This window comes from Sphingobium yanoikuyae (assembly GCF_034424525.1).
GTDB lineage: Bacteria > Pseudomonadota > Alphaproteobacteria > Sphingomonadales > Sphingomonadaceae > Sphingobium > Sphingobium yanoikuyae.
In genome coordinates this window covers 4,983,821-5,002,361 of sequence record NZ_CP139979.1, presented here as the reverse complement: position 1 = coordinate 5,002,361, position 18,541 = coordinate 4,983,821, and the positions used below count along the sequence as shown (strand labels likewise).

19 protein-coding genes are annotated in these 18,541 nt (G+C 62.4%); 10 read left to right on the top strand and 9 right to left on the bottom strand.

The annotated features are described in order from the left end of the window. Window positions 1-19: 19 nt before the first annotated feature. From U0025_RS23330 to U0025_RS23320, 3 genes are read left to right on the top strand one after another with little or no spacing between them, the layout of a single operon-like run. Window positions 20-1,189, top strand: a complete 1,170-nt coding sequence (locus tag U0025_RS23330; RefSeq protein ID WP_004210112.1) for a glycosyltransferase — start codon at window positions 20-22, stop codon at window positions 1,187-1,189. After that, window positions 1,186-1,689, top strand: coding sequence for a serine O-acetyltransferase (locus U0025_RS23325; RefSeq protein WP_004210110.1), 504 nt, complete (start codon window positions 1,186-1,188; stop codon window positions 1,687-1,689). Before U0025_RS23330 ends, U0025_RS23325 begins: the two co-directional genes overlap by 4 nt. Next, the gene (locus tag U0025_RS23320; protein ID WP_004210109.1) at window positions 1,686-3,209 is read left to right on the top strand and encodes a hypothetical protein; all 1,524 of its coding nucleotides are present in this window, start codon (window positions 1,686-1,688) and stop codon (window positions 3,207-3,209) included. Before U0025_RS23325 ends, U0025_RS23320 begins: the two co-directional genes overlap by 4 nt. 19 nt (window positions 3,210-3,228) lie before the next feature. Here U0025_RS23320 and U0025_RS23315 read toward each other — a convergent pair whose 3' ends face one another. The 3 genes from U0025_RS23315 to U0025_RS23305 all read right to left on the bottom strand — a co-directional run bounded on the left by U0025_RS23315 (window position 3,229) and on the right by U0025_RS23305 (window position 6,123). After that, window positions 3,229-3,669 carry a winged helix-turn-helix domain-containing protein gene (locus U0025_RS23315; RefSeq protein WP_157225206.1) on the bottom strand — a complete coding sequence of 147 codons (441 nt, stop codon included), beginning with the start codon at window positions 3,667-3,669 and terminating at the stop codon, window positions 3,229-3,231. Window positions 3,670-3,866: 197 nt separating this feature from the next. After that, on the bottom strand, window positions 3,867-4,754 hold the full coding sequence (locus U0025_RS23310) for a UTP--glucose-1-phosphate uridylyltransferase (protein ID WP_004210105.1): 888 nt from the start codon (window positions 4,752-4,754) through the stop codon (window positions 3,867-3,869). Between the two features lie 73 nt (window positions 4,755-4,827). Further along, window positions 4,828-6,123: a sugar transferase gene (locus tag U0025_RS23305; protein WP_004210103.1), complete on the bottom strand. Its 1,296-nt coding sequence runs from the start codon at window positions 6,121-6,123 to the stop codon at window positions 4,828-4,830. A gap of 408 nt (window positions 6,124-6,531) precedes the next feature. On the opposite strand from U0025_RS23305, the gene U0025_RS23300 reads away from it, so the two are divergent. Together U0025_RS23300 and U0025_RS23295 are read left to right on the top strand one after the other, a co-directional pair. After that, complete coding sequence (locus tag U0025_RS23300; protein WP_004210100.1) at window positions 6,532-7,644, top strand: acyltransferase family protein; 1,113 nt, start codon at window positions 6,532-6,534, stop codon at window positions 7,642-7,644. Further along, on the top strand, window positions 7,638-8,408 hold the full coding sequence (locus U0025_RS23295) for a metallophosphoesterase (protein ID WP_004210099.1): 771 nt from the start codon (window positions 7,638-7,640) through the stop codon (window positions 8,406-8,408). Before U0025_RS23300 ends, U0025_RS23295 begins: the two co-directional genes overlap by 7 nt. Here U0025_RS23295 and U0025_RS23290 read toward each other — a convergent pair. After that, window positions 8,400-8,531 (bottom strand): hypothetical protein, encoded by a 132-nt coding sequence (locus U0025_RS23290; protein ID WP_257010975.1) that lies wholly within the window; start codon window positions 8,529-8,531, stop codon window positions 8,400-8,402. The genes U0025_RS23295 and U0025_RS23290 overlap by 9 nt on opposite strands. Window positions 8,532-8,579: 48 nt before the next feature. On the opposite strand from U0025_RS23290, the gene U0025_RS23285 reads away from it, so the two are divergent. Next, on the top strand, window positions 8,580-9,926 hold the full coding sequence (locus tag U0025_RS23285) for an EAL domain-containing protein (RefSeq protein WP_004210097.1): 1,347 nt from the start codon (window positions 8,580-8,582) through the stop codon (window positions 9,924-9,926). Further along, window positions 9,913-11,604: an ATP-binding protein gene (locus U0025_RS23280; protein ID WP_004210095.1), complete on the top strand. Its 1,692-nt coding sequence runs from the start codon at window positions 9,913-9,915 to the stop codon at window positions 11,602-11,604. Before U0025_RS23285 ends, U0025_RS23280 begins: the two co-directional genes overlap by 14 nt. A gap of 92 nt (window positions 11,605-11,696) precedes the next feature. Here U0025_RS23280 and U0025_RS23275 read toward each other — a convergent pair whose 3' ends face one another. The 3 genes from U0025_RS23275 to U0025_RS23265 form a co-directional block, all read right to left on the bottom strand. Continuing rightward, window positions 11,697-12,137 (bottom strand): hypothetical protein, encoded by a 441-nt coding sequence (locus tag U0025_RS23275; RefSeq protein WP_037490896.1) that lies wholly within the window; start codon window positions 12,135-12,137, stop codon window positions 11,697-11,699. A gap of 216 nt (window positions 12,138-12,353) precedes the next feature. After that, window positions 12,354-12,860: a Ros/MucR family transcriptional regulator gene (locus U0025_RS23270; RefSeq protein WP_037491965.1), complete on the bottom strand. Its 507-nt coding sequence runs from the start codon at window positions 12,858-12,860 to the stop codon at window positions 12,354-12,356. Window positions 12,861-13,722: 862 nt separating this feature from the next. Further along, window positions 13,723-13,995: a hypothetical protein gene (locus U0025_RS23265; protein WP_037490894.1), complete on the bottom strand. Its 273-nt coding sequence runs from the start codon at window positions 13,993-13,995 to the stop codon at window positions 13,723-13,725. A gap of 141 nt (window positions 13,996-14,136) precedes the next feature. Here U0025_RS23265 and U0025_RS23260 point away from each other — a divergent pair, with 141 nt between their 5' ends. Continuing rightward, on the top strand, window positions 14,137-14,853 hold the full coding sequence (locus tag U0025_RS23260; protein ID WP_157225205.1) for an acyl-homoserine-lactone synthase: 717 nt from the start codon (window positions 14,137-14,139) through the stop codon (window positions 14,851-14,853). An 8-nt stretch (window positions 14,854-14,861) separates the two neighbouring features. On the opposite strand, the gene U0025_RS23255 is transcribed toward U0025_RS23260, so the two are convergent. Then, the gene (locus U0025_RS23255; protein WP_004210090.1) at window positions 14,862-15,089 is read right to left on the bottom strand and encodes a hypothetical protein; all 228 of its coding nucleotides are present in this window, start codon (window positions 15,087-15,089) and stop codon (window positions 14,862-14,864) included. Continuing rightward, window positions 15,089-16,537, bottom strand: a complete 1,449-nt coding sequence (locus U0025_RS23250) for a M48 family metalloprotease (RefSeq protein ID WP_157225204.1) — start codon at window positions 16,535-16,537, stop codon at window positions 15,089-15,091. The genes U0025_RS23255 and U0025_RS23250 overlap by 1 nt, the downstream gene beginning before the upstream one ends. Before the next feature lie 322 nt (window positions 16,538-16,859). On the opposite strand from U0025_RS23250, the gene U0025_RS23245 reads away from it, so the two are divergent. Together U0025_RS23245 and U0025_RS23240 are read left to right on the top strand one after the other, a co-directional pair. Further along, complete coding sequence (locus tag U0025_RS23245; RefSeq protein WP_157225203.1) at window positions 16,860-17,843, top strand: O-antigen ligase family protein; 984 nt, start codon at window positions 16,860-16,862, stop codon at window positions 17,841-17,843. Between the two features lie 110 nt (window positions 17,844-17,953). Beyond that, complete coding sequence (locus U0025_RS23240; RefSeq protein ID WP_234832072.1) at window positions 17,954-18,538, top strand: polysaccharide biosynthesis/export family protein; 585 nt, start codon at window positions 17,954-17,956, stop codon at window positions 18,536-18,538. Window positions 18,539-18,541: the final 3 nt, after the last annotated feature.

Genomic DNA, 18,541 nt, shown 5'->3' with positions numbered 1-18,541 from the left:
CCGGAACGAGCCAGCCGCGATGAAAGCCCTTTTTGCCGTCGATCATATTTTCGGTCGCTCTGCCGACGGTGCCGTCTTCACCATCGGCGGGAAATTCCCCTATTCGGCATGGCAAAGCTATCTCGATGTCTTCGAGCAGCTGACCGTGGTCAGCCGCGCCATTCCCCTGCCCGATCCGGCCGGCCAGCGCCGGTCCGATGGCCCGCGCGTCGATTTTCAGCTCCTGCCGGCCCGGCGCGGCGTCGATCGGCTGCGCGGGATGCGCGACGCCCGCAAGGCGGTCTTCGCCGCGGTCAAGCAGGCCGATGTGGTGATCGCGCGCCTGCCTTCGGAAACCGCGCTGATCGCCTGCGCCGCAGCCCGCTTTCACGGCAAGCCCTATCTGGTGGAGGTGGTGGCATGCCCGTGGGACGCACTATGGAACCATGGTTCGAAGATCGCCCGCCTCTACGCCCCACTCTTCACCCGGCGCAACCGGCGCGTCATCCGCGACGCGCCGGTTGCGCGCTATGTGACGCGCGCCTTTCTCCAGCAACGCTATCCCACCCATGGCCTGGAATATGTCGCATCCAACGTGGAATTGCCGCCGGTCACCGCCACCCGGATATTTGACGGCTTTTCCGACATCATCCGGTTCGGAACGATCGGGGCGCTGCATACGCGGCTGAAGGGCATCGACATCGCCATGCGCGCCCTGCACCAGTTGAAGCGGGAACGCCCATCGCTCCGCTGGCGCTATGAGGTCGTGGGCGAAGGCGACCCCGCCACCCTGCTCCAGTTGCGCGATGCGCTGGGCCTGCAGGACGAGGTGCGGTTCATCGGCACCCTGCCGCCCGGCGACGCCATCGCCCGGTGGCTGGGCGACGTCGACATCTATCTGCAACCCAGTTTCCAGGAGGGCCTGCCCCGCGCCGTGATCGAAGCGCTCAACCAGGGCCGCATCGTGATCGGCTCCACCGCCGGCGGCACCCCCGAATTGCTGCGCGCCGAACGGCTCCACCGGCCCGGCGATGTCGAAGCGCTGCTGTCGATCATTGCGGCGGTCATCGATACGCCGCCGCGCTCGCTGGCCAGCGAGGCACGGGACAATCTGCGCATGGGCCGCAGCTTTTCGAGAGACGATATCCTGGCCGCGCGACGCAGTTCGCTCCGGGCGCTTGCCGATCTCGTGCCGGCGCATCGGCCATGAAGGCATTGCTGCGCCGGCTCGCCCGCTATCATTATGCCCAGGCCGTCGCCGCCCGCTGGATCTATGCCGCGACACGGGCCGGCAGCCGCTCCGGCCTTGTCCACCAGATGGTCGCGCGCCATCATGCCCGCCGGCTGGTCAGGCGGTTCGGCATTTACGTCTCACCCACGGCCATCATCGGTCCGGGGCTGATCCTGCCCCATCCCGTCGGCATCGTGATCGGCGAGGGCTGCGTCATCGGCGCCAATGCCACCCTCTACCAGCATGTGACGCTGGGCCGCAAAAGCCGGCACGATCCGCGCTATCCGGTCATCGGCGACGATGTCGTCCTCTATCCCGGCGCCATCGTTATCGGGCCGGTGCGGATCGGCGCCCGGTCGCGCATCGGCGCCAATCAGGTGGTGGCCTGCGACCTGCCCGACGGCGCGGTCCTGATCCCGCCAGCCATCGAACCGATCATCCGGCCAGAGCAGCCCCAGCGCGGAAAGCAGCAGCCATGACCCAGACATATCCCGCCCCTGATTTCTTCACCGCGCTGACCCAAAAGCCCTCGCGCGCGCTCTGGTGGGCGATCGCGCTCTATGTGCTGGTCTACCGGATTATCACCCCGCCGGTGAACGCCATGGTGATGGACACGGGGGCCGCCCTGATCTTCACCCGCGGCATCAGCAACGCGCTCTATCAGCTGACTTTGTTCTTCCCGATCCTGTTCATGCGCCGCGTCGGCATCTTCCATCCGCTCGCCTTTCCCGCGCTCTATGACGCAGCCTTCTCGGTCGTGTTCGACCCCGGCCACATCTTCTTGCCCCTGCTGGCCGCCAATCGCCAATTCCTGGCGACCAGCACCAGCTATTCCGTTTTCCTGTGGGGGATGGGCGGCGCCCAATATGCCAATCTCAACATCAAGCTGGATATCATCTGCTCGATCTTCCTCGCCTTCTCCTATCTCGGCTTCATGGCGCTGAAGTCGAAGGGGCCGGTCAGGATCAATTATCGGCGCCAGATCGACCGCTATATTCCCGCCGCTTCGGCCTGCTATCTGATCGCGGCGATCCTGATCGGCTTCGTCTTCATCATGGCACGGGGTGGCCTCGAACAGCAGATCCTCTCCTTCTACAAGGGGCGACATGAAACCCTGTCCGGCTATGGCGCGATCTTCGCCTGGGTGAAGACGTCGGTGGTGGCGCTGATGCTGTGGGTCGCGGCCGCGCCCGGCCGGCGCCTGCCCTGGCAATTCGCGCTGCTCGCGCTCTGCCTGATGCCGATCTACTGGCTGGTCGACGGGTCGCGCAGCAGCCTCGTCATCCTGCTGCTGTCGATCATCGTCATCTATTCGCTCAAGACACGCGCCATTCCCAAGAAGGCGCTGGTGATCGCCGGCATGTTCGCCTTCGTGATCTTCGGCATGCTCGGCATGCTGCGCCGCGACTATCATGCCACCCAGGTCAATTTCTCGGTCTTCTCCGGCGCTGGCCTGCTCGAAGCGGTGCAGGCCAGCCAGTCCGAAACCAACAAGCGCGGGGCCGAGGAAGGCGACATCGCCGTCATCAAGGCGATGGATCATATGGGCGAACTGGCGGGCCGCAGCTATCTCTCGGTGCTCGCCCTTCCCATTCCCCGCGCCTTCTGGCCGGACAAGCCGAAGAACATCTTCATCTATGTGAACTGGGTTGCGTTTCTGGGCAAACCGATCGACACGTTCGCGCCGGACACTTGGGGCATTCCCATCAAGCCGGCGACCGAAGCCTATTGGAATTTCGGCTTTTTGGGCCTGATCTTCGTCGGCGCCCTGGTGGGACTGGGCCAGCGGCTGATCTTCAACGCGCTCCGGAACAATCCGGCCTCGGTGCCGCTGGTCGTGATCTATGTGGAATCGCTGCTCTACCTCAATGGCGGATCGCGCTGGGCCTTCTATTTCATGCAGAATTGCGCGACGCTGCTGCTGATCCTGATCCTGGCGGAGATAATGCGCCGCCATGCCAGGCAGCGCGTCGCCCCGCTATTGCCCCTGCGCGCCTGATCCGGCGGCCGGTGCCGCTTCAGACCTGGGCAACCGCGTTGATGATCTCGAACGCAGCGCTGCGCACGATGCGATAGGCGCCGCGCCCGGTTTCGATGGCCTCGCCCGAATAGCCCTTGAGCGCCAGGCTGGCACGCAACTGACAGATATAGACGCGAATGACGCCCGACTTGTCCGACTGGGCGCCGGCCGCGGCCGCCAGTTCGGCATGCGACACGAAGCGACCGGGAAAGCGCACCAGGCACGACAGGACACCCGCCGCGATCCAGCCTTCGATATCGAAATGGTCCAGCACGCGCTTGCGGAACTTGCTTTCGATCTCGACCGCATTCTTGCCCGGAACAAGCGCGCGGATCGCCCGCTCCACATCCTGCCGGTCTTCCTCGAACGGCAGGGCCAGCATCGGCGCCTGATCCGTCTGCGTCGCGCGCAGGGCCAGACCGGCCTCCAGCTCGCTCATGACCTTGCGCGCCGTCGCTATGGAATCCGCAATCGACCTGAATGCGTCTTCCAACTGCATCAACTGCGTATCGGTGGCAGCAGATAGATCGAGATCCGCCACCCGTCTGGAAAATCCAGAGGCGTTCATTCTCATCACCTTATCCGTAGGGAAGCATGCATTATCTGCTTCCCCCATGATGACCCGTCAGGCCCTTATCAAGCGACTTCAGGACAGACGAGGTCAGAAACAAAGGATTGGATCGCATCGCGCAAATCATCGCGCAGCAGCGACACGGCAATATTGGCCTGCACATAACCGGCCTTGGAACCACAATCGAAACGACGGCCCTCGAAAGTCGATCCATGAAAGGGCTGCTGGCCGATCAGGGCCGCCATGCCGTCGGTCAGTTGAATCTCGCCGCCTGCGCCCCGCTCCTGCCGCGCCAGCACCGACATGATCTCGGGCTGGAGGATATAGCGGCCGGGCAGGATGAGGTTGGATGGCGCGGTGCCCGCCTTCGGCTTTTCCACCAGCCCCTTGACCTCCACGATGCCCCCCTGCCTTTCCCCAGGGACAACGACGCCGTAGCTCGGCGTTTCCTCAATCGGTATTTCCTGCACGCACACAAGATTGCCGCCCAGCCCTTCATAGGCCTCGACCATCTGGCGCATGCAGCCCCGCCCCGGCGCACCCAGCATGAACTCGTCGGGCAGCAGCACGGCAAAGGGCTCGTCGCCGATCACGTCACGCGCGCACCAGATCGCATGGCCCAGGCCCAGCGGCTCCTGCTGGCGCAGGAACACCGCATGGCCCGGCGCCAGCCGCGTGCCGTCGAGCGCGGACAGATCCTTGCCCCGCTCCCGTTGCAGCGTCTCGCATTCAAAGGCGATGTCGAAATAATCCTCGATCGCGCCCTTGCCCCGACCAGTCACGAAGATCATCGTCTCGATCCCCGCTTCGCGCGCCTCGTCGACCGCATATTGAATGAGCGGCCGGTCGACGATCGGCAGCAATTCCTTGGGAACCGACTTGGTCGCCGGCAGGAAACGTGTTCCCAGCCCTGCGACGGGGAATATGGCCTTGCGGATGGGCTTGATGCTCATTTTCACCTTCGTTCGATCATGATGCGACAGGATGGAAAGGCCGGATATCGGCCTGTCCGGAATGCGATGGCGGCTAGAATGCGTTCCGGTGGACCAGCACGGCGGTGGTGCGCAGCAGGATGCCAAGGTCCAACCAGATCGACCATTTGTTGAGATATTCCAGATCCGAGAACAGCCGATCGGTCAGATCCTGCTCCCGATGCGTCGCGCCACGATGGCCGCGCACCTGGGCCAGGCCGGTAATGCCAGGCTTGCAGGCATGGCGGTGCCAATAACGCTGATCGACCTCCCAGAAGAGCTTGTTGCGCGCGCGCGAATAGAGCGCATGCGGCCGCGGCCCGACGATGCTCATGTCGCCCAGCAGCACGTTGAAGAGCTGCGGCAGTTCATCCAGGCTGGTCCGGCGCAACAGGCGCCCGACCGGCGTGATGCGGTCATCGTCGCGCGACGCCGATCGCGCGCCGTCCAGGTCGCCGGACAGCGCCCGCATGCTGCGAAACTTGTAGATATTGAATACCCGGTTCTGGCGCCCGATCCGGGGCTGCAGGAACAGTACCGGGCCGGGGCTGGACAATTTCACGGCCAGCGCGATCAGCGAGAAAAGTGGCAACAGCGCAATGATGGCCGCGACGCTGAAGCCGATGTCGAACAGCCGCTTGATGATCCGGTCGGTCAGGTCGAGCGGCCCGCGCGCGATCACCAGCGTCGGGTCCGCCTTGTAGGCGCCGACCGCCAGAACCGGAGATCCGGCAAATTCCGATGCGATGACTTCGGCATGCACATTCATGCCCTGCAGCATATGCGCCCAGTCGGCCCGCCGTTCCGGCAGGCAACGCACCACCACGCGGTCCGCCCGGCCGATAAAGCGGGCCAGCATCTGATATTCGTCGGGCGACAGCGCCTCCGGGTTCGCCAGCGGCAATCCGCCCGCAATCGTCGGCGGACCGTCCACCTCGTTGATATGGATCGCGCTGTAGAGTTCGCCGTCCAGCAGATGGGCCGCATAGCGCGTCAGGCACAGGCGGCTCATGATCAGGAAGAGCGTCGCCAGGGCGGCGCTGCTCGCCAGCTGGAACGGGGAAAGATGCTCGGTGGTGCCGACCGCATACATCACCATCACGAGCAGCGCGGTCGCGCCGGCGACCGAGAAGATCGCCGCCCGGACCGAAGCCAGCCGCGCGATCAGCGCCTCCCCGGAAAAGGCGCGAAAGACAAAGCCGCTCAGCCCGTATAGCGGAAGGATGGCGAGGGCCAGCATCGGGCCGGGCGAATGGCTGCCCAGTTGCGCCTGCGACAGGATGGCGGCCACGATGCAGGCCATCAGCAGGGCGAGGATATCCGACCCGACCAGCGCCAGGATCAATTGCATGCGCAGAAGCGCCTTCGAACGAGCCCTGCCCTGCCGCCATGGAAGGGCAGTTCCATCGATCGAAGCATGTATGTTCATCTCATCCCCCTGAGCAAAGCCGGCATGTCAGAACATGCCGCAAGCGCGAAAAGACTGATCTGGATCAATTGAACCGGATGCCGTCAGTCCCTTCGGAAAAACGCAACATATTGAAATTTATCGAACTCTCCGCGTGCCACGAAAGCGGTCGAAAACCCTCGAAAAACGATAGAAGTCGGCAATCCAGAATTAATCCGAATTAAGCAACCGACTCGAATCATTCTAATCCTATATAAATTGCGATCGAATCATATAGATTTGTTGACGATATCTTTAATTAAGGGCATCAAATCAATCAAGCAGCGCAACCGACGGATCAGGCTCACGCACATGCAGCATAGTTCGACCGCCACCAGACCGAAGATCAATGCGCTCCAGGCCCTGCGTGCCTATGCCGCGCTGAGCGTCATGCTGGGACACGGGATATTGGAATTCCACGCCACGAAGGGGACGGCGATGCCCTTCAACGAATTTCCGCTGGTGGCCGGCGTGGACATCTTCTTCGTCCTCAGCGGTTTCGTGATGTTCCATACCTCGACCGGCCTGTGGGGCGACAAGCGCGCGCCATTGCGTTTCTGGCGCCGGCGCTTCATCCGGCTCGTGCCCCTCTACTGGCTGTTCACCAGCCTGATGGTGGCGACGCTGCTGCTGCTGTCCCGCCATGTCCGCTCCACCGAGTTCGACCTGTGGAACGTGCTGTCCTCCTATCTCTTCATCCCCAGCGAACGGCCCGGCGGACGGATAGCCCCGGTGCTGTCCCTGGGGTGGACGCTCAACTACGAAATCTTCTTCTACTGCCTCTTCGGCCTTTGCCTGCGGTTCGATCGCCGTCGCGGCCTGTCCTTGCTGATCGGCGGCTTTTGCGCGCTCCTGGCATTCACCGCGATATTCCCGCCGACCTTCACCCCGCTTCGCTTCTGGGGCAATTCGATCATCCTGGAATTTGTGGCGGGGATCGGCCTCGGCCTTGCATATGAACAGGGCCGCCTCCGGCAGAGCCTGGCATTGTCCTGCGGCCTGTTCCTTCTGGGCGGGAGCCTGCTCGTCGCGGCCGGCGACACCGACCTGCCCCGCGTCATCAAGGGCGGCATCCCCGCCTGCCTGATGCTCTGCGCCGCGCTGGCGCTCCCCGCCCGGCTCGATCGCGCCATGCCGCGCCCGCTGATCCTGCTGGGCGACAGTTCCTATGCCCTCTACCTCAGCCACCGGTTCGTCCTGCGCAGCGTGACCCTGCTGTTCGGCGCGATCGCGATCCCGGCCGGCGTGGAGGCCTATCTCTATGTCGCGACCACCCTGGCGGGCGCGGTCCTTCTCTCGATCCTCATCTACACCTATGTCGAAGCCCCGATGCTGCGCCTGCTCCTGCGGCGCCCCAGGGATGCGCAGCCCGCCCCGGCCAGTTCGATCCGGCCGATCCTCCAGGCGGACTCGCCGCCATGCTGAAACGCTTCACCAGCAGCCTGCAAAGGCGCGATCCCGTGCGCGCGCCGGCATCCGTCCCGGATGGAATGCGCGTCTACGCCATTGGCGACATCCATGGGCGCGCCGATCTGCTCGAAGAACTGCTTGAGCGGATCGGGCGGGATCGCACCGGCCATGACGGCCAATGCCGGATCATCTTCCTGGGCGACTATGTCAATCGGGGGCCCTCCAGCCGGCAGGTTCTGGACCGGCTGAGTGCCATGGCGCCGGCGTCCGACGAACATGTCTTCCTCATGGGCAATCATGAGGAGATCCTGTTGAGGATCATCGACGGCGCCCCAGCCCTCGTCCGGCTGTTTCTCAAGATGGGCGGCCGGGAAACGCTGCTGAGCTATGGCATGACGCCCGCGCAATATGATGCCGCCACGCTGGCGCAGATTGCCGACTTCCTGCAGGCCGCGGTCCCCACCCGGCATCGCGACTTCCTGCACCGTCTCCGCACGCATGTCCTGCTGGGCGACTATCTGTTCGTTCATGCCGGCGTCGATGTCGGCAAAGGTCCGCTCGAACAGGAGCCGAGCCTCACCCGATGGATCAGGGACGGCTTTGCAGACCGGGATGTGGATTATGAGAAGGTCGTGGTCCATGGGCACACGATCACCGATCAGGTGTCGCAAGGCGCATCGCGCATCGGCATCGATACCGGCGCCTATGCTTCCGGCCGTCTCACGGCCCTTGTGCTTGAACAGGCAAGCCGCCGCATATTGCAGACGGGATCAGCTTGAATGAGCCATCCGCACCATCCAATCAACGCCAATAAATCGCAACTCATCCCGAATCATGTAATTCGCCATTGAGCAAACAATATCGAAAAACATATCCCATCCATTGAAATCGAATCCTTTCATTCACCAATCCTTTCCGCTTTTCATCTCCGGATGATCGAGGAGGCGATCATGAGTCCAGCAAAGACCGATCCCCCGGCCGTCGCCCCGCGCGATCCGATGGCCTGTCTCTTCGTGCATATTTCCGTGGCCAACCTGTCCGAGATCGAAGCCGCCTTCGGCCCCAAGGCCCGCGAGCAGGCCTTCGAACGCCTTCTGCTTTCCGTTCGCCAGACCATTGGCCATGAAAGGATCGAAGCGCATCGCTCTCTGGGCATTATCGAGGTCACGATGCGCCTCAGCCGGATGCCGCGACACAAGCGGACGGCCATGCTCGCCGAACAGATACGGGCACTGGCGCTGGCCACGCCCCTGAACTCGGACAAGGGGCCGTTTTTCGTCATCCCGGCCATCACCGCCATCGCCTTCATGCCCGGCCGCAGCGAGCGGGACATCGCGCGCCTCAAGGCCTATGACTATGCCGATCGGCAACGTCCGCTGGCGCATGCCAGGACCGAAGCGGCCAGCTATCGCGCGGACATGAAAAGCGCCGCCGAATTGCTGGGCCAGTTGGCCAATGGACGGGCGGCCTTTGCCCATCAGGCGATTGCCGCCACCGGCCAGGGATTGCCCCCGCTTTATCATGAAAGCCTGCTTCGGATCGGCGATGACGATGGCGCGTTCGCGGCATGTGAAATGGCCATCCTGGCCGTGGAGCGGCTCGACCTTTCCTTCGCGATGGATGCCAGGCTGGCCGCCATCGCGGTCGATCGGCTTGAACATGACGCGACACTGCGGCTGGGCGTGAACATCTCCGCCCGGTCCAGTTCCTTCCACCGGTTCGGCCGCCACACGATGTGGAACAGATTGCGCGACAGACTGAGGGATCGGCCCGAGGTCGCCTGCCGCCTGACGCTGGAAATCACCGAAACAGCCGATTTCGCCTCGCTGGAGGAGGCCTGTGAATTTGTCGCCGGTTGCCGCCAGTTGGGCGTGCGCATTGCGCTGGACGATTTCGGCACGGGCCGGCGATCGATCGAGCAGGCCGCCCGACTCGCCGTCGACATCATCAAGATCGACGGCAGCTTTGTACGCCATGCCGCGGATGCGGCCGGCGCCTTTGCCACCTTCCTGCATCTCGTCCGGCTGGGCAGCAGCCTTGGGGCGACCGTCATTGTGGAGGGTATAGAGACCGCGCAGCAAGCGGACATGGCGCGCCAGGCGGGCGCCAATGGCCTGCAGGGCTATCATCTGGCCCGCCCCATCCTGGGGCCACACCTTCCCGGCACCTTGCAAACCGCCAACATCCTGCACCTCGACATGTTTCGCGCCCTCCATTCAAGCGGCCACGATGCCGCCGCGGGTCGCCCCGAACGCGTCGGCAGCATGACCGAGTGGGACAACCATGCCAGAGATTGATCCCAAATCCTTCTGGCAGACCGGCCGCCCTTCGATGCGCTGGAGCGACATCGTCCATGCCCTCGCCACCGTTGCCGGCGCGGCGACCCAGGCCGATCTCGAAACGGCGCTGCGCTGCGCATGCCAGGACATTGTCGGCGCAAAGGATAGCGTCCTCCTCTTTCCCGCAGACGCGGGCCTGCCAGCCACCAACACGCATGGAGCGGGCATGACAGGCGCCGCACCATCCGTCTCCCCCATCGGATATGCCGGCACGCGCGCGTTCCTGGCGCCCCGGAACGCCACGTCTCCGTCCCCGATGCGCAACGGCATGAAAAGCATGGCCTCCTTCCCGATCGGGACGCAACCGTCCCCGGCGATGCTCCGGGTCTATTGGCATGATGCGGACCATCCGACCGACGCGGAAACCAGCTTGCTCGAACTCTTCGCCAACGCGGGGGCCGCCACCCTGCCTCGTTTGACGGAGCCATGCGCAGCCGGGGCGCAACGCAGCGCCGCCAAAGCCGAGGCCATGGCCGGGCCGGCCACGGCGGATTCGCTGCATTCCCATAAGATGGAAGCGCTCGGCCGACATGCCGCCACGCTGGTCCATGACCTTGGCAAGCTCCTGTTGCCCATCATGGCCGGCCTTGAACTGATCGCGCGGTCGACAGGGCATGACCGGCAGGTCAGCGACCATCTCGACATGGCGATGTCCGCTACCGCCTCCGCCCAGACATTGCTCCGCAATCTGCTCGATTTCACCCGCAAGGAAGCCGTGCAATCGACCGCCCTGGCACCATCCCGCTTCCTGGACGAGATGCAGCCGATCCTGTCGACGATCGCCGGCCCGACGATCAGCCTGCGCATCGAAGCCGCCCCGGATTTGCCGAAGCTGATTGCCGAGCGGCAATTGCTGGAAGTGGCGCTGCTCCATCTGGTCGCCAATGCCCGCGATGCCATGCCTGCGGGCGGGGAAGTGATCGTCGGCGCCCAACGGATCGATGAGACGACCGCGCGGAACGCCGTGCCCATCCCATGGATCCGCCTGTTCGTCAGGGATCGGGGAAGCGGCATGGACGAAACGACACGACGCAGGGCTGGCGAGCGCTTCTTCACGACCAAGAAGCGCGGCATGGGAACAGGTTTGGGCCTCGCGATGGTACGCGACATGGCCGAAAATGGGGGTGGAAGATTGGATATCATCAGCAACCGGAAGAGCGGAACGGAAATCGGCCTCTGGCTGCCGCTTGCGCCCCAGACCCCGGCCGCATCGGACGAACAGCACGCGTCGAACGATGCGAAACTGGCCTTCGTCATCGACGACCATGGCCTCGTGCGGAAAGGCATCGCCGCCCTGCTGCGCGAGGATGGCTATCGCGTCGTCGAAATGGACAACGCCGGATCCTGCCTGGCGGAAATCGAAGCGGGTACCATTCCCGACCTGATCGTCGCGGACCATCTCATGCCCGGCATGACTGGCCTGTTGCTTGCCAATCGGCTGGACGCGCAGCATCCCGGCATCCCTTTCCTGCTGGTCTCCGCGATCGACGACATCGCACAACTGCCGGGCAATGTGGTCCGCATCGGCAAGCCGTTCCGCCCACACCACCTACAGGCCGGCATCCGCAAAGCGCGGCACCACTGCTCACCCCCCGACGCCAATTGCGCGCCCTCACCGCGCAGAGCCGCAGGCTGAAAAGCGCGGACAAGTCACGCAGCGCCGAATGGCAGGAATGGGTGGTTAGAAGACTGGCGGCTTTTGGTTGGACGGTTTTTATAGCTGACGTCTCAGTCTTCTTCCTCGATCCAGAAAATGAAGGCGTTTTTGCTGTCAAAGCCTATGAGGCCACAATCAAACGTTGCGGTAGTGAGCGGATTCCAACTTTGTGAACCACCCTCTTCCCAGCGCCCATTGCTAAAGAAGGTAGCATCTTCATCTAGGTCATTGAGCGCGCTTTTCGCATCTGAAAGCACTCCGCTTGGTGGCGAAGGCTGTTCGTAAGCCAGACTCGTGGACCCAGCCACCGCGAGGACCCTAGCAGCATTCGCTTTGTCCAAACGGATCATCCCCTGTCGCGCAAACGGGTCATCGGTCGACGTCGGCAAACCGACATTTTTAGCAATCGTCTTTGCAAGCTGTCCTTCGCGAACGTCCGGCCTCTTTCCGATCCACCAGCGTGAGTCCGTTTCCTTGGCGAATCTGCTCAGGAGTTTCTCTAGCGTCTGCATTCGGCAAGTAGAGCAGAGAGAACAAATGCCCGCAATTGGTCGAAATCGGCTGCGGAATCGATTCCGATTCCAGCTTTGCCTGATCCCATTGGATAAAGGCCGACTTATGCGTGCCGCCTTTGACGCAGACAGACGGTCGCGCAAACTTCGCGTCGCATCGCGCGCTGAACTGGCCGCACTGACACCGACTTGAGGGGCCAGTGCGGCGTCCAGGGTTCAGTTCGCCTTGCGGCGGCGCGCAGGCGTTTCGCGCTTTTCAGCGGCGGCAGAGACCGCCCCGTCATCATCCTTGCTCCTGCCCGCCTTGGGACGCAGGCCGAGACCGATCTTGTGCGCCATCTGCCGGCGCTGATCGAGATAGCTGGGCGCAGCCATCGGATAATCGATCGGCAGCCCCCATTTGGCGCGATATTCTTCCGGGCTCATCTGATATTTGGCCCGCAAATGGCGCTTGAGCGTCTTCAGTTTCTTGCCATCTTCCAGACAGACGATGAAATCATGCTGGATCGATTCCTCGATCGGCACGGCGGGTTCACGACGCGCCGCCTCGACTGCGGCCATCGGCACGGCACCGGTCGTCGCCAGGCTCGACAGGGCGGAATGCACGCTCAGGATCATGTCACACATGTCATGGGTTCCAACGGGACTGTTGGAAACATTGGCGGAGACGATGCTCGCCGTCAGACCAACCAGGGAGTCTTTTTCAACACTTGCATTTGTCATGTCCGGATTTCTATCCTCGCCAAGCCCGACCAGCATTCGCCATCATTGGAATATCGTTTCCTCGTTAAATTGACAACAGTTTCGTTAAAACGATATTAATTTGAAAATCATTCGCAAACTATCGATCCTCGATAACTATAAATTGTATACATTTTACATCATTCCCAAAATAACGATCATATCATAATATCTTTATTCGCATCATATCTCGACATTCCGGCGAGCAATGCCGCCAGGCAGAATCGCTCAATGCTATGAGAAGATCCTACTCCTGTCGCATTGGCCGTCGCCATGATGCTTTCGCGCCCCAGTGAATTGCGCCGACATGGCGCCATCGCCGCCCTGGAGCAGCCGACATCCGTCGACAGCAGCATCCACCAGACAGGATTGATCGCTGCCGCAGCCAGAGCAGGCCGCTCTGGTCGATATCGCACAGCCACCATAAGCCAAAGTGCCGCCACCCTCTCAGGACCGAAAGCCTGTGCCTTAGGGCAGCGCTTCAGCCCCGCTCAAGCAAGATCGGCTTCTTCCTTCACGGGCCGCCGCATTAGCCGAACGCCTCGACCATCGCCTATCCTCTCCCCTGACAATGCCCAGCGCTTCCGGCGGCTGGGACCGATTGGCCATTTTTACATCTGTAATAATCAAGCATATTCGTCAATGAATCGCTTGTTGATTGCCTGCGAATGTGCCACGAACGATCATGTCCCAACGTAGCGCGGACTTCGAATTCCCATTACACATCTGTATTCAATATGTTTCTTTCCAAACGCAGGTGCAGCTGCGAGATGGAGCATCCCGGAGATTTTGAGAGCATTGACGCAGATGAAGTCTCCGGGATGGTTTAGGCAATTCCGATAAATTACATATCAACATCGTGATTGCTGACATTCGTTTCACTTCGTAAACAATCGATTAAATAGAACAGAAGAATCAAGCTCCAACGGGTCGCACCGCATATCGATTGCTGGTGCCATGCCATCTCCGGCATGGCGCCGGTAATCGTCATGGAGAACGTTCCTTGACCCGCCTTTTTCCGCCCCCTACCGGGCGCACATTCCTGCTCCCCCGCCCCGCCTCCGATGCGCGGCGAAAGCCTTAGCGCCACGCCGGATACGGACTTGCCGATCGGCATGCGTCTTCATGACGCAATATCGGCAGCACTTTCGAAATTTCGATCTTGCGGGCGGCCTGCCGCCTTTCGCTTTCTTCCGGACCGTTGCCGTCAGGCAGCGCGCCCGCTCCTCATTGAGTGATGTCGACCATGGGCTGCACATTGTCATTTTCCCAGCAGATCGCCCGGATGCCGGGCTATCACGCCACCTTCCCGCGCCTGATCGGCGTGTCCGAACGGCCAAGCCGCGCCACCCCCTGCCACACACGCCACCCCCAATATGGTCCGCCCGCGAAAACGGCCCCCTCCGCATCCCCGTTCGAATGCGACGAATTCGATAGCAAACTGACGCAATATCTCGTCGTGACAGACCCCGGCATGGGCAGCATATTGGGGTCGCTCCGCCTGTTGCCGACCGATCGCGCCCATCTTCTGAACACGCTGTTTCCCGACCTGTGTCAGGCGCACATTCCCCAGGGCGCACACATCCGGGAAGTCTCGCAAATCTATCTGCACCCCGAACTGCGCAACCAGCGACGGCGGGTCATGCTGCAACTGGCAAGCGCGCTTGTCCAATATGGGCTGCTGACCGGGATAAGCGCCTATACGACGGTGATGGAAAGCATCTGGTCCGATTTTCTCGGCAGCATCGGATGGCATATCACCCAGCTCGGCCCCGACCGGATGGTCGACGGCATTTCCCTGCGCGCCAGCCAGATCCATCTCGACAACAATACGCTGCACGCCTTGCGCGCGCGCAACTGCCTGGCCGAATGCGACCTGCAATTTGCCAACATGCGCGACCAGCCGGACACCGTGCCGCAACCACTGGTCGACGTGCCCAACCACCCGGCACAATGGCCGCCGGGCCACGGATAACGCCGCCCCTATCGACGGCCCGCGCCGCGCACCGCCGCAAAGATGAGCGCAACAAGCGCAACCAGATAGACAAGCGGCCAGAGCAGAGCGACCAGCCGGTCTCCCACCCCGACGGCGACAAAGGGGCGCGATGCGCTCTGCCGGCGCCACAGATGCACAAGCCCGAGCAACCAGAACAGGACCGCAGCCGCACCGGCTGCAACGGCGCCGGCCTGCAAGAACAGATCCTGACTCATCACTTCTCCCCCCGCTCCCATGTAAATGCGGCCTGGCAATCAGGCCGAACGGACAGATATTGGGCGATCGCCTGCTGCCGCACCTTGTAGGGGCGATGCGTCAGCGACAGCCCGCCGACATTCATGGAGCGAACAACCGCCAGCGCCTCAATCGCCTTGCCGGGATCAAAGCCGGCACATGCGGCGATATGGGCACCATAAAGATCGGCCCGCGATTCCTTGTCACGGCGGGACAAGGGGCCCTTGCGCGAATCTGCAAATATCGTGTGCGCCAGTTCATGGCCGATAATGAAGGCGACCGCGTCATCGGACCCCAGCTTGTCCAGCAGACCGGTCGTGATCGCCACATTGTGCAGATCGCTGAAGGCATCACCCCGCCGGCCTTGCTTGACGATCGTCAGGCCAGGACACAGGGCGCGTGCAGGGACATCCACCGACCGGGCATGGCCGGCCCGCTGCACCTCCAGTCGATAGCTGGCTTGCGGCACCATATGGTCGATATGGGCGAGGATATGCTCCGGCAGTATCTGCCCATCGGCGCCCTGCATCAGTTGGGACACGGGAACCCGCTCGATCTCCCTGATTTCATCGCCGGGCAGGAGCGCTCCGTCAGCCGCAGCCATGTCGGTAAAGCCGATGACCCAGGGCAGGTCGGACAGGCGCGCCTCTTTCCCCGCCATATATGCACTTCTGGCGTCGAGCACGAAGCCAGGTCGCATCGCCGACACCGGGCAATCCTTCAGCGCGGCCCGGCGAATCCGCCAGTCGATCCGCGCCACCCGGAGCAGATAGGCCTCCACTTGCTCGCGACGATCCGCCCCCGATGACCCACCGGGCATGATCAGGCAGAAAGAAAAGAGGAAAACCATTCCTGCACGAAACAATCCGAACTTCACGCATTCGCCTTTTTCGTTGCATGAATGATTCAAGGAACCTATAGAATTCGAATTGATTGATCGCAAGATTCGTATCAAAACTTCAATTGGGAGACCGATCATGGCAATAAAGTCGATCTTATCCAGTGCAATCGTGACAGGAATGTTGATGACCCCGCTTGCGGCCCAGGCCGGAACCAGGGCCTCGACGCTCGCCCGCCCCGCCACCAGCCAATCGGCATGGAGCGACCAGGGGCCGCGCAAGAGCATGACCGTTCGGCGGGAAAATGGGATCGCCCCCTTGCCGTTGCTGCTTCTGGTGGTTGCCACCATCGGCGGCACGGTCGCCGTCGCGAAGGTCATCGACGACAACAAGTCCCGCGGCGCGAGCTGAGACTTCGTCGCATCATCAGATGATATCAGCTGATGATGCGACACAGCGGTATACCGGCGCAGCCGATGTGACGCAGTCGGATCGGAACTGCCCCTTATCGACACCTGCCCCGCCCCCGCATCAGGGAGCAGGCCTTGCTCCGGGGGCAATACAGGCATGACCAACGGCAGGCCCAGCATGCGCCCCTCGCTGACAGGCTGGCGCCGGGGCAGCGCCCTCCTTCTCCTCGGCATCGCCATCATTCTTGGCGGTGGCGGCGTGCGCTACGCCCTCATGAATGCGGCGGTGCAGCTTGCCGCCCTCGCCCTCCTCGCCGTCCGCCCCGCCTGCGTGCGAACATTCTGGCAGGCAGCGCCGACCGGACTGCACATCCTGCTGGTCGGCACCCTGGCCCTGCCCGCAATCCAGCTGGTCCCGCTTCCGCCCACATTGTGGCAGGCCCTGCCGGGGCGCGATCTGGTCGCTGAAAGCCTGGCCCTTGCCGGCCGTCCAGGGCTATGGATGCCCCTCTCGCTCGATCCGGGCCGGACGCTCGTCGCCCTGGTCGGCCTGACCGCCCCGACCATCCTGCTGCTGCTGGCGATGGACAGCGGAAAATCCGAACGCGCGCTGATCCTGCCCGGCCTCGCCGCCCTGGGCCTTGCCAGCCTTGTGCTGGGCGCGGGCCAGCTCATATCCGCCCGTCAGGCCCTGAACTGGTTTCCAGGCGGCAATCCCCACCAACTCTATGGCAGCTTCGCCAATCACAACTCATCCGGCCTGTTCCTCGTCATCGCCCTGTGCGCTGCCATCGCCATCCCGACACCGGCTCGGCCGGCAAGACAGGTGATCAAGCTGGCGACCTGCCTCCTCCTGGCCATGGGCGTCCTGCTGACCCAGTCACGCTCCAGCATCATGCTGCTGATCCTGCCGGCCATCCAATGGCTGCTGGCCCCAGGCCGGCACCAATCATTCAACCGCGCGCGTCGCACCGCCATACTCGCCGCCGCCATGACGATCGCCCTGGCCGGATTCGCCGTCATCGCCATGAACAACGCCCGATTGAGTAAGGCCTTCGACCGGTTTGACAGCCTCCATGACGCCCGCGGCCTGATCTGGCAGGACAGCCTCATCGCCATCGGGCGCTACTGGCCGATCGGCAGCGGCATAGGCACGTTCGACGAGGTCTTCCAGATCGATGAATCGATCGAGAATGTGAACCGCCATCGGGCCGGACGCGCCCATAATGATCTCCTCGAACTTGTGCTGGAAAGCGGTCTTGCCGGCGCAATCCTGTGCCTGGGCTGGATCGCCTATGCTGGCAGGCTGACAATTCCATTGCTCCGCGACGATGAAGATCGGGTGACAGCACCGGCAATCATTCTGATTGCTATCCTTTTGCAATCATTCATCGACTACCCCTTGAGGAACCAAGCAATATTGTGCATTGCAGCGTCGATGATTGCTTTGATAGCAAGCGAGAGCAAAAGGATTCGAATGAAATGAATTCCATCCGAAGGTTAACAATTGCTCCTCTTTTCCTCCCACTTGTCCTTTCCTTGAGCGGCTGCTTCTCTCCCGCCGACCTGCCCAGAGGGGAAGCCGCCTATCGGCTCATGCCAGCGCAAGATCCGGCATCGCCCAGGCGTCCCTATTATATCGGACCGGAAGACAAGATATCGATCAGGGTCTTCCAGGAACCGGATCTCAGCTTCGACGAACTGCAGGTCGACTCCGGCGGCAACATCAATTTCCCGCTGATCGGCGAACTGGCCGTATCCGGCAAGACACCCAATGAACTGGGCGCGATGATCGCGTCCCGGCTCGGCCAGAATTTCATTCGCGATCCGCAGGTCATGGTCGGGATCGTCCAATCGGTCGCGCAGCGCGTCACCGTCAGCGGCAATGTCATGAAGCCCGGCGTCTACGAAATTGCCGGCACCTCGTCCCTGCTGGAAGCCGTCTCGCGCGCCGAGGGGCTCACACGCGTCGCCGTCAAGGATCAGGTGCTCATCTTCCGCACGATCGATGGTCAGCGCAGCGGCGCCATCTTCAATCTGGCGCTGATAGAGGAAGGAAGGGCCCCCGATCCCCAGATATTGGGCGGCGACCAGATCGTCATCGGCTTTTCTGCCGTCAAGGGCACCTATCGGGACTTCCTGACCGCTGCCCCGCTCTTCAACATCTTCCGCAGGTATTGATCG